Annotated in this window: 10 protein-coding genes; all 10 read left to right on the plus strand. The window is 63.7% G+C overall.

All coding sequences use genetic code 11. From position 1 onward, the window contains the following. The first annotated feature begins 117 nt into the window (after positions 1–117). The 10 genes from NKI39_RS19745 (at position 118) to NKI39_RS19790 (ending at position 15,966) form a co-directional block, all read left to right on the plus strand. Positions 118–1,785, plus strand: coding sequence for an amidohydrolase (locus NKI39_RS19745; RefSeq protein ID WP_352814309.1), 1,668 nt, complete (start codon positions 118–120; stop codon positions 1,783–1,785). A gap of 139 nt (positions 1,786–1,924) precedes the next feature. Then, entirely contained in the window at positions 1,925–3,019 is a 1,095-nt protein-coding gene (locus NKI39_RS19750) for an ABC transporter ATP-binding protein (RefSeq protein ID WP_352767160.1), read from the plus strand. Then, positions 3,019–3,948, plus strand: coding sequence for an ABC transporter permease (locus tag NKI39_RS19755; protein WP_352524553.1), 930 nt, complete (start codon positions 3,019–3,021; stop codon positions 3,946–3,948). Before NKI39_RS19750 ends, NKI39_RS19755 begins: the two co-directional genes overlap by 1 nt. Next, positions 3,941–4,753 (plus strand): ABC transporter permease, encoded by an 813-nt coding sequence (locus tag NKI39_RS19760; RefSeq protein WP_352833781.1) that lies wholly within the window; start codon positions 3,941–3,943, stop codon positions 4,751–4,753. Before NKI39_RS19755 ends, NKI39_RS19760 begins: the two co-directional genes overlap by 8 nt. 27 nt (positions 4,754–4,780) lie before the next feature. Then, positions 4,781–5,809 (plus strand): extracellular solute-binding protein, encoded by a 1,029-nt coding sequence (locus NKI39_RS19765; protein WP_352524551.1) that lies wholly within the window; start codon positions 4,781–4,783, stop codon positions 5,807–5,809. 62 nt (positions 5,810–5,871) lie between these two features. After that, positions 5,872–7,068 (plus strand): serine hydrolase domain-containing protein, encoded by a 1,197-nt coding sequence (locus NKI39_RS19770; protein ID WP_352833783.1) that lies wholly within the window; start codon positions 5,872–5,874, stop codon positions 7,066–7,068. Between the two features lie 28 nt (positions 7,069–7,096). Further along, complete coding sequence (locus NKI39_RS19775; protein ID WP_352833786.1) at positions 7,097–8,278, plus strand: serine hydrolase domain-containing protein; 1,182 nt, start codon at positions 7,097–7,099, stop codon at positions 8,276–8,278. A 119-nt stretch (positions 8,279–8,397) separates the two neighbouring features. Then, positions 8,398–10,710, plus strand: coding sequence for a Tex family protein (locus tag NKI39_RS19780; protein WP_352833789.1), 2,313 nt, complete (start codon positions 8,398–8,400; stop codon positions 10,708–10,710). A 242-nt stretch (positions 10,711–10,952) separates the two neighbouring features. Then, entirely contained in the window at positions 10,953–12,158 is a 1,206-nt protein-coding gene (locus NKI39_RS19785; protein ID WP_352577767.1) for an acyl-CoA dehydrogenase, read from the plus strand. Between the two features lie 445 nt (positions 12,159–12,603). Beyond that, complete coding sequence (locus NKI39_RS19790) at positions 12,604–15,966, plus strand: transglutaminase family protein (protein WP_352833792.1); 3,363 nt, start codon at positions 12,604–12,606, stop codon at positions 15,964–15,966. Positions 15,967–15,971 lie beyond the last annotated feature (5 nt).

Here is a 15,971-nt window from a genome sequence, read left to right on the forward strand (position 1 = left end):
ACCTCCATCGAGGTGGATGTTGAATCAGCACAAAACGCACCCGTCACATCACAATCGATTCATCGATCACAGGACGTGCTCTAGCCTGCCGGCAGCGCAACCGACCTGCGGGTAATCATGAGTTCAAATGCCGACCTGATCGTCACCAATGCCCGTGTGCTGACCATGGACGAAGGCAATCCGACAGCCGAAGCGGTGGCGATAAAGGACGGCAACATCCTGGCGGTTGGCGATCGCCGGACGATCGAGGCGCTGAAAGGGCCGGCCACGAAGATCATCGATGCGCAAGGCGGTTCGGTGGTGCCGGGCTTCATCGAAGCACATATGCACCTTTTCGGCGGCGCCGCCGAACTGGACAATCTGCACCTTCAGGGCGTGCATGGCTTCGATGCGCTGAGCGACGCGATCCGCGCCTACGCTGCGGCACGGCCGAACGCCAAATTGCTGCTTGGGGCCGGCGTCGACTATACCATCCTTTCCAAGGAAGAGCCGGTCACCCGCCATCATCTCGACCGCATCATCGCCGACCGGCCGTTCGCCATGTCGGCTTCCGATCACCACACGATGTGGGCCAACACCAAGGCGCTGAAGCTGGCCGGCATCCTGCACGGCAAGCAACTCGGCCCCGGCAACGAGATCGTCATGGGCGCCGACGGCCTCGCGGCCGGCGAATTGCGTGAGGGCGAGGCGTTTGGGCCGATCCTCGAGCTTTCCGGGCAGAACCGCGTGCGGCTCGGCCTTGCGACAGGCGGCGAGCCCGAACCGTACCCCTCCGCAGCCGAAGTCGCGGCCGATCGCGACCTGATGCATCGCGGTCTGGAATGGTGCGCCCGCCACGGCATCACCTCGATCCAGAACATGGACGGCAATCTCTACCAGCTCGAACTGCTTGCCGGTTTGGAGCAGGAAGGGCGGCTGCTCTGCCGCACCAAGATACCTTTTCATTTCAAGAACTTCATGACGCTCGACAAGCTGGAAAAGGCATCGAGCATGGCCAACTCCTATCGATCGGAATGGCTGTCGTCCGGCATGGTCAAGATGTTTTACGACGGCGTGCTGGAAGGCTGGACCGCGGTCATGGTCGACGACTATGCCGACCGGCCGGGCTGGCGCGGTGAGCCGCTGTTCACGCCAGAGCATTTCGCCGAGGTGGCAGTGGAGGCCGACCGGCGCGGCCTGCAGATCGCCGTGCATTCGATAGGCGACGGCGCTGTGCGCGCGGTCCTCGACGGTTACGAGGCGGCGCGGCGGAAGAACGGCAGGCGCGACAGCCGGCACCGGGTCGAGCACATCGAGGTCACCACTGCCGCCGACGTGCCGCGCTTTGCCGAACTCGGCGTCGTCGCCTCGATGCAGCCGCCGCACCCGCCCGGCGCCATGGACTTCCCGCTGGAGCCGACGCTCTCGCGCATTGGCCGCGAAAGATGGCCGCTCAGCTATGCCTGGCGGACGCTGAAGCAGGCGGGCGCGCATGTCGTTTTCGCTTCCGACTGGCCGGTGTCGCGGGTCGACCCGATCCTGGGCATTCAGGCGGCGGTGCTGCGCAAACCTTGGGCAGAGGGCGATCCCGACCAGAGCTTCTCGCTGCTGGAAGCGCTTGCGGGCTATACGGTCGAAGGGGCCTATGCCGAATTCATGGAACACCGTAAGGGCCGGCTGAAACCAGGCTATCTGGCCGATCTGGTGGTGCTGTCGGCCGATATCGAGGCAACTGAACCGGCTTCCTTGCACAAGGTGCGTTCGGTCAGCACCATCTGCGGCGGCAAGATCACTTACCGGGGTTGATGATGGCGCTGACTATGGCATGGGGCTTGCGTTCTGAACCGAGATCCAGATGCATGGTTGCCAAGCCGACCGGCATATGCTGACAATCGAATGGGAACTGGATCCGCCATCAAGAGCGGACATGAAAATGGGGTAATGCGTGCCGGATCAACCGGGTAAGAGTGCAATCGAGGTCCGCAGCGTCCGCAAGGTGTTCGGTACCGGGGACGCACAAGTCGCCGCTCTCGACACGGTTTCGGTGTCGATCCGCGAGAACGAGTTCTTCACGCTGCTGGGGCCGTCGGGCTGCGGAAAGACGACGCTGCTCAGGCTGATCGCCGGCTTCGATTTTCCCAGCGAAGGCGAAATCCTGCTGCACGGCCACGACATCGCGCCGCTGCCGCCGTTCAAGCGGCCGGTCAACACCGTCTTCCAGTCCTATGCGCTGTTCCCGCACATGACAGTGGCCGAGAATATCGGCTTCGGGCTGGAGATGCTGGGCAAGCCGAAGACCGAAATCAAGGCGCGCGTCGCCGAGATGCTGAAGTTGGTCAAGATGGAGGCGCTGAGTGCCCGCCGCACCAGCCAGATCTCCGGCGGCCAGCAGCAGCGCGTCGCACTGGCCCGCGCGCTGGCGCCGCAGCCGAAAGTGCTGTTGCTCGACGAGCCGCTGTCGGCACTCGACTACAAGCTGCGCAAGGAAATGCAGATCGAACTGAAACGGCTGCAGCACCAGACCGGCATCACCTTCATCTTCGTCACCCATGACCAGGAAGAAGCGCTGACCATGTCCGACCGCATCGCCGTGATGTCGGCCGGCAAGATCCTGCAGGTCGGCACGCCCTGGGACATCTATGACAAGCCGGCCGAGCGCTTCGTCGCCGACTTCATCGGCGAAACCAATTTCCTGACCGCGGCCATCACCGGCATCGGCAACGGCAAGGCGCGCGCGACACTAAAATCCGGCGCGACGATCGACGCGACGGTGGCTGAGGGCTTCCAGCCGAAGGAGAATGCGACGCTGGTGGTCAGGCCGGAACACGCCAAGCTGACCGGCGGCAAGGGCGATCTTTCCGGAACCGTCGAAAACATCGTCTATTTCGGCACCGACACGCATATTCATGTCCAACTGGACAGCGGCGAAGCCTTCACCGTGCGCCAGCAGAACACGCGCAGCGCAGGCTGCGGTTTCGAGCGGGGCGACAAGGTCGGCGTCTCGATCGGCAACGACGCCGCGCAAGTGCTGAGGGATTGATGGCAGTCACGTTTTCCCAAGCTGCATTGTTCGAAGCAGAGGCGGAGAAGGCCAGCGCCAGGCGCCACCGCCTGCTTTCGTTACCAGCTTTGATAATCATCGGCATTTTCGGCGTGCTGCCGCTTCTCATCATCCTCATCTATTCATTTCTTGCCGCAGCACCTTACGGCGGCGTGCAGTGGAAGTTCTCGACAGACGCCTATCTGAACTTCCTGTTCCAGCGCGATATTTTCGACGACACGCTGCAGTTTACGCCGGATTTTCTGATTATCTATCTGCGCTCGTTCGTCTTCGCCGTGGTGACGACGGTCATCTGCCTGCTGCTCGGCTTTCCGACAGCCTATTTCATGGCCACGCGACCGCCGGCGCAGCGCAACTGGTGGGTGCTGCTGATCACCATCCCGTTCTGGTCGAACCTGCTGGTGCGCACGCTCGCCATCATGTTCATCATCCGCGACGAGGGCCTCATCAACAACGCACTGATGGCTCTGGGGGTGATCGAGAAACCTATCACCATGCTCTACACCAACTTCGCCATCCAGCTCGGCCTGTTGTACTCGTTCCTGCCGTTCATGGTGCTGCCGCTCTATTCCAGCCTGGAGAAGCTGGATTTCCGGCTGGTCGAGGCCGCCTACGATCTCTATGCGACCCGTCGGCAGGTGCTATGGCGGGTGATCATCCCGCTGTCGCTGCCCGGCATCATCGCCGGCTGCCTGCTTGTGTTCATTCCGGCCCTCGGCGCCTATGTGACGCCGCTGATCCTCGGCGGCGGTATCCACCTGATGATCGGCGATCTCATCGCCCAGCAATTCGGCTCCGGGCGCAACTGGCCGCTCGGCTGCGCGCAGGCGCTGATCCTGATGGCAGCGGTGCTGGTCGCGCTCTACTTCTATGTCCGCAACACGTCGGGGAAGATGAGGCATGGCTGACCCCCGCAGCGCCGATATCAAGGACCAACCGGGCTTCCGCTCGATCGCCATCATCTGCCTTTGCGTGCTCTACGCGCCGATCCTGATCCTGATGATCTTTTCGCTGAACACCGGGTCGCTGGTCACTCGTTGGGAAGGCATCGGCTTTAGTTGGTATGGCAGTGCGCTGCTCAACGAGGAATTCCACAACGCCGCCAAGAACACGCTGATCATCTCGGTGAGCGCCACCATCATCTCGACGATCGCGGCGACGCTGGCGGCGATCGGCATGACCCGGGTGAAGCCGTGGCGCGGGCTGTCGGCCGCCTTCATGGTCATCAACCTGCCGCTGATGGTGCCGGAAATCATTACGGCGGTGGCAACGCTCTCGTTCTTTGCGCTGATCGCGGGCACTCTCGGGCTCAATTTCGGCATCGGCAATCTGATCCTCGCCCACACCGTCTTTTGCATTCCTTTCGCCTATATGCCGATCCGGGCGCGTCTCGAGGACATGGATCTGACGCTCGAAGCTGCCGCGGCCGATCTCTATGCCACGCCCTGGCATGCTTTCCGGCGCATAACGCTGCCATTGCTGGTTCCCGGCATCCTGTCGGGTGGGGCGCTCGCCTTCATCGTCTCCTTCGACGATTTCACCATCACGCAGCTGGTCGCCGGCCCCGGGCAGACGACGCTGCCCCTCTACATCTGGAACCAGATCAGGCGGCCGATGACGCCGGAGATCAATGCCATCTCCACCATCCTGCTGCTGGTGTCGATCCTGTTCGTCTCGATATCGTTCCTGATCGCGCGCCGCCGCGCCAAGTGAGTCAATGGGAAGGCAAAGGAGACTGTGATGTCTAGGAAACTGATGGCTGCCGTTTCGACGGCAGCACTTTTATGGGCAGTACCTGCACTCGCCGATGGTGAGCTGCACATCTACAATTGGGGTGATTACACCAACCCCAAGCTGATCGAGAAATTCGAAAAACAATACAACGTCAAGGTGACGCTGGACGACTACGATTCCAACGAGACCATGCTGTCGAAGGTGCGCGCCGGCAATTCCGGCTACGACATCGTCGTCCCGTCCGACTACACCGTGAAGATCATGATCGATGAGGGCCTGCTCGAAAAGACCGAGCCCAATGCGATGCCGAACGGCAAGAACCTCGACCCGCGCTTCGTCGACATCTACTGGGATAGTGGCCGTCACTACACCGTGCCGTGGCAGTTCGGCACCACCGCGTTCGAAGTCAACACCGACAAATACAAGGGCGACATCGACACGCTGGCAATCCTGTTCGACCCGCCGGACGAGTTGAAAGGCCAGATCAACATGCTCGACGATGTCAACACCGTGATGCACGCGGCCGAGCGCTATGCCGGCGTGCCGCGTTGCGGCGCCGACAAGGCCAATCTGAAGAAGGTCAACGACATTCTCATGGCCGCCAAGCCGTCATGGAAGACCTTCAGCTACGACACCATCACCAAGATCACCTCGGGCGATGTGATCGTCACGGAGGCGTGGAACGGCGCAACCTATCGTGCGCGCCAGAAAATTCCGGCGATCAAATACGCCTATCCCAAGGAAGGCATCGAAGGCTGGATGGACAATGTGGCCGTGTTGAAGGGCGCGAAGAACCTTGAAAATGCGAAGCTGTTCCAGGACTTCGTCATGGCTCCGGAAAACGCGGCGCTGATTTCGGAATTCGCCGGCTACGACAACGGCATTACCGGCAGTCACAAGTTCCTGTCGCCGGATTTCGCCAGCGCGCCGGAAATCAATCCACCGGCTGGTGCGCCGACTGCGGAATTCGTGCCACCTTGCCCACCGGAAGTGGTCGAGATCTACAACAAGATCTGGACCAATCTGCGCAAATAGGCTCGACGTGGGATCGATCGAAGGGAGGCTTCGGCCTCCCTTCTTTGCGACAAGGGGATTGGATGAAATCTTATCGCAACAGCGAACCGGCGCCGCCGATCATGCAGGGTTCGCCGCCGCGGATGGTGCCGCCGAAGCTCGACTGGGACCGGCCGCCATGGAATCGTTGGGCGTTCCAGCACATCCGCGAATTTCTGCCGACCGTCGAAGTCTGGCGCGGCAATGGCCATCGGCATCGCTTCGAGCGCGCCGAGGTCGATCTCGACGCGCTGTCGGTGAATGACAGCATGGGGCAGCCGACGACGCTCGCCGGACTGCTCGATGAGACCTATACGGACGGGTTTCTCGTGCTCAAGGACGGCAAGGTCGCCTATGAGCGCTATTTCAACGGCATGGCCGAACGGACGCTGCATCTATCACAGTCGATGGCGAAGTCTGTCACGGCCTCGGTGTTCGGCATACTGGTCGGGCGCGGGCTGATCGATCCGGCCTTGCCGGTGACGGCCTATCTGCCGGAGCTGGAAGCGACCGGCTGGGCAGGCGCCAGCGTGCAGCATGTGCTCGACATGACGAGCGGGGTGCGCTTTTCCGAGGAATACACCGACCCCTATTCCGATATCGGCCAGGTCGATGTCGCCACCAGCTGGAAGCCGGTGCCGCCGGGCAGCGATCCGGCCTTCCGCTGGCCATCGCATATGTTCGAACTGATCCTGGGGGTCAAGGAAAAGAGCCGGCCGCACGGCGCTGCCTTCGAATACCGCTCGATCGAGACCGACGTGCTTGCCTTCATCATGGAACGGGTGAGCGGCAAACGGCTGGCGCAGCTGGTTTCGGACGAACTCTGGCAAAAACTCGGCGCCGATGAAAGTGCCTGCTTTACCGTCGACAGCGCCGGTTATGCGGTCGCCGACGGGGGCTTCAACGCCACGCTGCGCGACTATGGCCGCTTCGGCCAGCTGATCCTCGACAATGGGGGCGGCATCGTGCCGGCCGACTGGATCGAGGCGACGCGCAATGGCAGGCATGGACCGGATTTCAGTCCCAGCCTGCCGGAAGGCAGCTACCGCAACCAGTTCTGGATCGAGGACCCGCGCTCGCGCGCGCTGATGTGCCGGGGCGTGTTCGGGCAGCTGATCCACATCGACTGGAATATGAAAATGGTCGTGGTGAAGCTTTCGAGCTATCCGGATTTTACCAACGTCGCCTATTCGGTGGCCACTCTGAAAGCCGTGCACGCCATTGCCGCGGCGCTCGCCTAGAACGCCAAAGACCCGGAAGGAAGCGCCTATGGCTGGCAAGACCGCGTTCGAGACCAGGTATGGCTTTGCCCGCAATGAGGTTCTGCTCGGCAACTGGCGGGAAAGCCCGTTCAGCCGGTGGTCGTTCCAGAATGTCGGCGAGCTGGTGCCGAGCGCTGCCGTGGCGGCAAGGCCGGGCAGCAGCGAGGCGCCGGCGCAGGATTTCGGCGGGCTACTTGGCGAAAAGGTCGCTCTTGCAGGCGGCGCGGAGACGGTCGCGGCTTTTCTCAGGCGCTCCGATACCGACGCGCTGACGATCATGAAACGCGGCAAATTCGTCGGCGACTGGTTCGCGCCGCATATGGAGTTTGGGGCGCGCCACATCGTCTTTTCGATCAGCAAGTCGCTGACCGCCATTGTTGCCGGCATATTGGAAGGCGAGGGGATTTTCGATCCGCAGGCACCGGTAAGCCGCTATCTGCCCGAAGCCGCCGGCTCGGCCTATGGCGATGCGCGTGTGCGGCACGTGCTCGACATGAGTGTCAGCCTCGATTTCGAAGAGGCCTATCTCGATCCGGAAAGCGCCTTCGCCCGCTACCGCCGCGCCATGCTGTGGAATCCGGGCGGGGGCATCGAGAGCCTGGCCACTTTCCTCATGACGCTGCAGGGCCTGGCCGAGCCGCATGGCCGGACGTTCCGCTACCGCTCGCCCAATTCCGACCTGCTCGGCATCCTGCTCGAACGTGCGTCGGGCCGGCGCTTCGCCGATCTGATGCGCGAAAAATTATGGGAGCCTCTCGGCGCCGTCAGCGACGCCTCGGTGACAGTCGACACGGAAGGCACGGCGCGCACTGCCGGCGGCATTTCGGTGACGCCGCGCGACCTTGCACGCGTCGGCGAGATGATGTGGCAAGGCGGCGTGGCCAATGGCCGCCGCGTCGTCCCGGAAGCCTGGATGCGTGACACGACCGAAACTGGCGGTGACGCCGGGGCCTGGCGGCGCGGCACGATGGCGTTCCTGTTTCAGCGTGGCCGCTATCGCAACAAATGGTACCAGACGGGCGCGGCAAGCGGCGCCTTCTGCGGCATCGGCATCCACGGCCAGTGGCTTTACGTCAATCCGAAGGCCGAAATGGTAATCGCAAAGATGTCGTCGCAGCCGGTACCGGTCGACGATCCGCTCGATCTGGATATGATTTCTTTCTTCGAGGCGCTGAGCCGGATGGTCTGATCCATCCAGACGCCCCGACCTTTCCTGTGGACCTCTCGCCGGGTTGAAAATGGCGCAGTTGGCGCGGCAGTGCTCTGCGCCTATGGTCGCTGCTCGTTTCGACTAGCGACAGGTACGACATGGCAGCCGACATCAAGCGCATCGCAACCATCATAGCCGCCGAGATCGCCGCCCGGCCCGAGCAGGCCGCGGCGGCGATCGGCTTGCTCGATGACGGTGCGACCGTGCCGTTCGTGGCGCGCTACCGCAAGGAGGTCACCGGCGGCCTCGACGACACGCAGCTGCGCGACCTCGCCGAGCGGCTCGCCTATCTGCGCGAACTCGACGCGCGCCGCGACACCATCCTTGGTTCGATCCGCGAGCAGGGCAAGCTGACCGAGGAGCTCGAAGCAAAGATCGCTGCAGCCGCTACCAAGGCCGAACTCGAAGACATCTACCTGCCTTACAAGCCGAAGCGCCGGACCAAGTCCGAGATCGCACGCGAGCGCGGGCTCGGGCCTCTGGCGGAAGCTATTCTCGCCGACCGTACGGCTGTACCCGCCGAGCTGGCGCTGGCCTACATCAGCGAGGACGTGGCCGACGCCAAGGCGGCGCTCGAGGGTGCGCGCGACATCCTGTCCGAACAGTTCGCCGAGAATGCCGACCTGGTCGGCAGATTGCGGACCTACATGAAGGAACGCGCCTTCCTGCGCTCGCGCGTCGTCGACGGCAAGCAGGAGGCCGGCGCGAAATTTTCCGACTATTTCGACCATGTCGAGCGCTGGGCCAACGTGCCGAGTCATCGCGCGCTGGCCATGTTGCGCGGCCGCAACGAGGAGGTTCTGTCGCTCGACATCGAAGTCGATGCCGATGACGCCTCTCCGGTGAAACCGGTTGAGCGGATGATCGCCGACGCCTACGCCATCGGCCGCCAGTTGCCGGGAGACCGCTGGCTGATGGAGGTCGCGGGCTGGACCTGGCGCATAAAGCTGTCGCTGCACCTGACGCTCGATCTGATGCGCGATCTGCGCGAGCGGGCCGAAGAAGAAGCCATCCATGTCTTCGCCCGCAATCTCAAGGATTTGCTGCTTGCCGCGCCCGCCGGCTCGCGGCCGACGATGGGGCTCGATCCGGGCATTCGCACCGGCGTCAAGGTGGCGGTGGTGGACGGCACCGGCAAGCTGCTGGCGACGACAACGGTCTATCCGTTCCCGCCGAAGAACGACGTGCGCGGCACGCAGGCCGAACTGGCCAAGCTCATCCGGCTGCACGAGGTCGAGCTGATCTCGATCGGCAATGGTACCGGCAGCCGCGAGACCGAAAGGCTGGTGGCCGACATGCTGGCTGATATGCCTGCCGGGTCCGGGCCGAAGCCGCTCAAGGTGATCGTCAGCGAAGCCGGTGCCTCGGTCTATTCCGCCTCGGCAGCGGCGGCAGCTGAATTTCCAGGCCTCGACGTGTCGCTGCGCGGGGCGGTGTCAATCGCGCGGCGCCTGCAGGATCCGCTCGCCGAACTGGTCAAGATCGAGCCCAAGTCGATCGGCGTCGGCCAGTACCAGCACGACGTCGATCAGTACCGCCTCGGCCGCTCGCTGGAAGCCGTGGTCGAGGATGCGGTCAACGCCGTCGGCGTCGATCTCAACACGGCGTCCGCACCGCTTCTGGCGCGCGTTTCGGGTCTCGGCGCATCGCTGGCCGAGGCGATCGTTGCGCATCGCGATGCCTCCGGCCCGTTCGCCAGCCGCCGCGAACTGTTGAAGGTCTCCCGCCTTGGACCCCGCGCGTTCGAGCAATGCGCCGGCTTCCTGCGCATTCCAAACGGCAGCGAACCCCTCGATGCCTCGGCCGTGCATCCGGAGGCCTATGGCGTTGCCAAGAAGATCGTCGCGGCCTGCGGGCGCGACGTCCGCTCGCTGATGGGCGACAGCGCCGCACTCAAGGCGCTCGATCCGCGCGTCTTCGTCGATGAGCGCTTCGGCCTGCCGACGGTGCGCGACATCCTGGCGGAGCTGGAAAAGCCCGGCCGCGATCCGCGCCCCGGCTTCAAGACCGCGACCTTTGCCGACGGCATCGACGACATCAAGGATCTGAAGCCCGGCATGCAGCTTGAAGGCACCGTCACCAATGTCGCGGCCTTCGGCGCCTTCGTCGATATCGGCGTGCACCAGGACGGATTGGTGCACGTCTCGCAACTGGCCGATCGGTTCATCAAGGACGCGCATGAGGTGGTCAAGGCCGGCGACGTGGTCAAGGTGCGTGTCGTCGATGTCGATATCAAGCGCAAGCGCATCGGCCTGTCGATGCGCAAGGATGGTGGCGGTGGCGCACCGAAGCCGCGCGACAATGGCGGCAGGCCGGTGCCGCGCGCGCCCGCGCCCCAACGCCAGCCGGAGCGGCCGGTGCAGCAGGGCGCGTTCGGCGCCGCTTTGGCCGATGCGTTGAAGCGGAAGTAATTTCGCGAGCCGGGCTGCGCCGCCAGGTCAGACGGCGGCGCTCGACATTGATGATCCATCACCAATGCTCATGGATCGGCGAAGCTATTTCGTTTGATTTTTTCAGGACGGGAGCCGATAAGCCGCGCGTTTCAAAATTTCTGTTTCGATGCATGTCGTTATCCCCAAGCTGCGGAACACCCTCGGGTCAGGCCCGCGGGCAAGCTTTGGGCGACATGCATGAGTTTGGGAGACCGAGAGCCATGGCCGCCGACAAGAACGCATTCGTCTGGGATGATCCTTTCCTGATCGAGGACCAGCTTTCGGAGGACGAGCGCATGGTGCGCGATGGCGCCGCGGCGTTTGCCGCCGACAAGCTCGCTCCGAAGATCGAGGAAGCCTATCTCGAGGAGAAGACCGACGCCGGGATCTTTCGCGAGATGGGCGAGGCCGGACTGCTCGGCATCACCATCCCCGAGGAATATGGCGGGCTCGGCGCCAACTACGTCACCTACGGGCTGGTCGCGCGGGAAGTGGAACGGATCGACTCGGGCTATCGCTCGATGATGAGCGTGCAGTCGTCGCTGGTGATGTATCCGATCCATGCCTATGGCTCGGAAGAGCAGCGCAAAAAATACCTGCCGAAGCTGGCGTCGGGCGAATGGATCGGCTGCTTCGGCCTGACCGAGCCGGATGCCGGCTCCGATCCGGGCGGCATGAAGACGCGGGCCGAAAAGACCGCGAGCGGCTACAGGATCTCCGGCTCGAAGATGTGGATTTCCAACGCGCCGATCGCCGACGTGTTCGTCGTCTGGGCAAAGTTGTCCGACGAAAGTGGGGGCGCGCATGACAACCAGATTCGCGGCTTTGTCCTGGAAAAGGGCATGAACGGGCTATCGGCGCCGAAGATCGGCGGCAAGCTGTCGCTGCGAGCCTCGATTACCGGCGAAGTGGTGATGGAAGGCGTCGAGGTCGGCGAGGACGCGTTGCTGCCCAATGTCTCGGGTCTCAAGGGACCGTTCGGCTGCCTCAACCGGGCGCGCTACGGAATTTCCTGGGGCGCCATGGGCGCGGCCGAGGATTGCTGGCACCGCGCCCGCCAGTATGGCCTCGACCGCAAGCAGTTCGGCAAGCCGCTGGCCGGTACGCAGCTTTTCCAGAAGAAGCTCGCCGACATGCAGACCGAGATCGCGCTCGGCCTGCAGGGCAGCCTGCGCGTCGGGCGGCTGATGGATGAAGGCAAGATGGCGCCGGAGATGATCTCGCTCGTCAAGCGCAACAATTGCGGCAAGGCGCTCGACATCGCCCGCCAGGCCCGCGACATGCATGGCGGCAATGGCATCCAGATCGGTTATCACGTCATGCGCCACGCCCAGAACCTGGAAACCGTCAACACCTACGAGGGCACGCATGACGTGCATGCGCTGATCCTCGGACGGGCGCAGACCGGGTTGCAGGCATTCTTTTAGGGTTCAGGCTCCGCTTCCAGGATGCCCGTGCCTGGTATCTCCCCTCGCAAAGCGGGAGATCGGCAACTTTCGTCGACCATGCCACATTTTGTTCTTGCTTTGTGCCGGCAGTTATGCTACTAATCTGGGTATGGTGCTAATTGGCTCCAACGACCCGCCCGCCGAGGCGGGTTTTTTCTTTTCCGCTCTTTTCGACGAAGCATCGCGTGTGCTGCCGATCATCGATATCGGCGGGAAGCGCCCGGTGCTGACCCGCCGGACTTCGGCTCTGCAGCGTTGCAACGTCTTGCCGCCACACTGCGGAATCCCGGGGTCGGCGCTCCGTTTCGTGAAGCTGTGAAAGCTGCTTGATTTAGGTGCAGCGCAACATCTCTGCTTGGAGAATGGTCAGCATTCGTGTCAGGGTTCAGCGAACTCCTTTTGAAACGCCGACTTCAGGGGCACCATGGCAATTCTGGCAGCCGTCTATCACCTGACCCACTACAAATACGACCGGCCGGTCGTCTTGGGCCCGCAAGTCATAAGGTTGCAGCCTGCGCCGCATTCCCGCACCAAGGTGCTCAGCCATTCGCTGAAGGTCGGGCCGGCAAATCACTTCGTCAATCTGCAGCAGGACCCCTACGGCAATTTCCTGGCCCGCTTCGTCTTTCCCGAGCCGGTGACGGAGTTGAAGATCGAGGTCGATCTCGTTGCCGACATGACGGTCTACAATCCGTTCGATTTCTTCGTCGAACCGTCGGCCGAGACGTTTCCATTCGAATACCCCGAAGAGATCCGGGACGATCTGACCATCTACCGAACGCCGGAACCGGCGGGGCCGCTGTTGGAGGCATTCCTGAAAACCATCGCGCGCCACCCGACCAACACCGTCAATTTTGTCGTCGACCTCAATGCGCGGCTGCAGCGCGAGATCGCCTATATCGTGCGCATGGAAACCGGCGTCTTCTCGCCCGAGGAAACGCTGGCCGCCGGCAAGGGGTCGTGCCGCGATTCGAGCTGGCTCCTGGTGCAGATACTGAGGAACCTCGGCATCGCCGCGCGTTTCGTCTCCGGCTACCTGATCCAGCTCAAACCCGACCTCGTTGCGCTCGACGGGCCGCCCGGCACGGCGACCGATTTCACCGACCTCCATGCCTGGTGCGAGGTGTATCTGCCGGGCGCCGGCTGGATCGGCTTCGACCCGACCTCCGGCCTGCTCACCGGCGAAAGCCATGTGCCGCTCGCGGCAACGCCCCATTTCCGCAATGCCGCGCCGATCTCCGGCATGGCGAGCTTCGCCAATGTCGAATTCGGCTTCGACATGCGGGTAGACCGCATCGCCGAGCGTCCGCGCATTACCAAGCCGTTCTCCGACGAGAGCTGGCAGGCGCTGGACGCGCTGGGGGTCCAGGTCGATGCTGCGCTCCGGGCCGGCGATGTGCGGCTGACCATGGGCGGCGAGCCGACCTTCGTCTCGATCGACGATTTCGAGGCTGCAGAGTGGAACACCGCCGCCGTCGGGCCGACCAAGCGGGAAAAGGCCGATGCCCTGATCCGCCGGCTGCGCGAACGCTTCGCGCCGGGCGGCTTCCTGCATTACGGGCAAGGCAAGTGGTACCCCGGCGAAAGCCTGCCACGCTGGACCTTCTCGCTCTACTGGCGCACCGACGGCGAGCCGGTGTGGAGCGACCCGTCGCTGATCGCGCATGAAAAGAGCGAGGCGGATGTCGGACCGAAGCAGGCCGAAGGCCTGCTGACGGCGATCGCCGACGAACTCGGCATCGACAAGACGATGGTCAGCGAAGCCTATGAGGATCCCGCCGAATGGCTGCTCAAGGAAGGCAAGCTGCCGGACAACGTCGATCCTTCCAATTCGAAGCTGGAGGACCCCGAGGAGCGCAGCCGCATGGCGCGGGTGTTCGAACGCGGGCTGACCAAGCCGTCGGGCTATGTGCTGCCTGTCCAGCGCTGGAACAGCCAGGCGTCCGGACCGCGCTGGCGCTCGGAGAAGTGGAAGACGCGGCGCGGCAGGCTGTTCCTGGTGCCCGGCGATTCGCCGGTCGGCTACCGCCTGCCGCTCGGCACGCTGCCCTATGTGCCGCCGGCGCAGTTCCCCTACATAGTCCCGGTCGATCCATCGCTGCCGCGCGGACCATTGCCGGCGCGCGAGGCGATCTTGCCCGGTTCTGCTTCTCCGGCCGAACTGGAGGGCGCCGACGAGATGGCACGACGCCAGCAGGCGGTATCCTTTACGGCCGTTACCGGCCAGCAGGACCGCGTCGAACAGGAGATCACCGAGATCGGCGGCGCCGGGCGCCCGGCGCTTTCGGTCGAGCCGCGCGACGGACGGCTTTGTGTGTTCATGCCGCCGGTCGAGGCGCTGGAGGATTATCTCGAACTGGTGGCGGCGGCTGAGAACGCGGCAAGGGCGATCGGCCTGCCGGTGCATATAGAAGGCTACGGCCCGCCGCACGATCCGCGCCTCAATGTCATCCGTGTCGCACCCGATCCCGGCGTCATCGAGGTCAATATCCACCCCGCTGCGAATTGGCAGGATTGCGTGGCGACGACCACGGCGATCTACGAAGAGGCGCGGCAGACGCGGCTTGGCGCCGACAAGTTCATGATCGACGGCCGCCACACCGGCACCGGCGGCGGCAACCACGTCGTCGTCGGCGGCGCAACGCCCAATGACAGTCCGTTCCTGCGCCGCCCCGACCTGTTGAAGAGCCTGGTGCTGCAATGGCAGCGGCATCCGTCGCTGTCCTATCTGTTCTCCGGCCTGTTCATCGGCCCGACCAGCCAGGCGCCGCGCTTCGACGAGGCGCGCCACGATTCGCTTTACGAACTCGAAATCGCGATGGCGCAGGTGCCGCATCCGGACAAGGGCGCGGCACCCCTGCCGTGGCTGGTCGACCGGCTGTTCCGCAATCTTCTGACAGACGTGACCGGCAATACCCATCGCTCGGAAATCTGCATCGACAAGCTGTTTTCGCCGGACGGGCCGACCGGCCGGCTCGGGCTGGTCGAATTCCGCGGCTTCGAGATGCCGCCCAACGCGCGCATGAGCCTGGCGCAGCAATTGCTGGTGCGCGCCATCATCGCCCGGGCCTGGAAGAACCCGCTCGACGGCCGCTTCGTGCGCTGGGGCACTTCGCTGCACGACCGTTTCATGCTGCCGCATTATGTATGGGCGGATTTTCTCGATGTGCTGGACGACCTCAAGCTGAACGGCTTTGCGTTCCGTCCGGAATGGTTCGATGCCCAGCTCGAATTCCGCTTCCCGTTCTGCGGCGACGTCCAGCATGCCGGCGTCAAGCTGGAGCTCAGGCAGGCGCTCGAGCCGTGGCACGTGATGGGCGAGCAAGGCGCGATCGGCGGCACCGTACGGTTTGTCGATTCCTCCGTCGAAAGGCTGCAGGTGAAGACCGAGGGGCTCAACCCGGAGCGTCACGCCGTCGTCTGCAACGGCCGCGTCGTGCCGATGAAGGTGACCGACAACCGCGAGATCGCGGTGGCCGGCGTGCGCTTCAAGGCCTGGCAGCCGGCGTCCGGCCTGCATCCGGCGCTGCCGGTCAACACCCCGCTGGTCTTCGACATCTATGACCGCTGGTCGGGCCGCGCAGTCGGCGGCTGCGTCTACCATGTCGCACATCCCGGCGGGCGCAGCTATGACACCTTCCCGGTCAATGGCAACGAAGCGGAGGCGCGGCGGCTCGCTCGCTTCGAGCCGCGTGGCCATACGCCGTCCAGCTATGTGCTGCGCAACGAAGAAGCCTCTGAAGATTTCCCGATGACCCTTGACCTTCGGCGGCCGCAAAGACTCTGATCAGC

Origin of the sequence: Mesorhizobium sp. M0664 (genome assembly GCF_040320565.1) — a bacterium.
GTDB lineage: Bacteria > Pseudomonadota > Alphaproteobacteria > Rhizobiales > Rhizobiaceae > Mesorhizobium.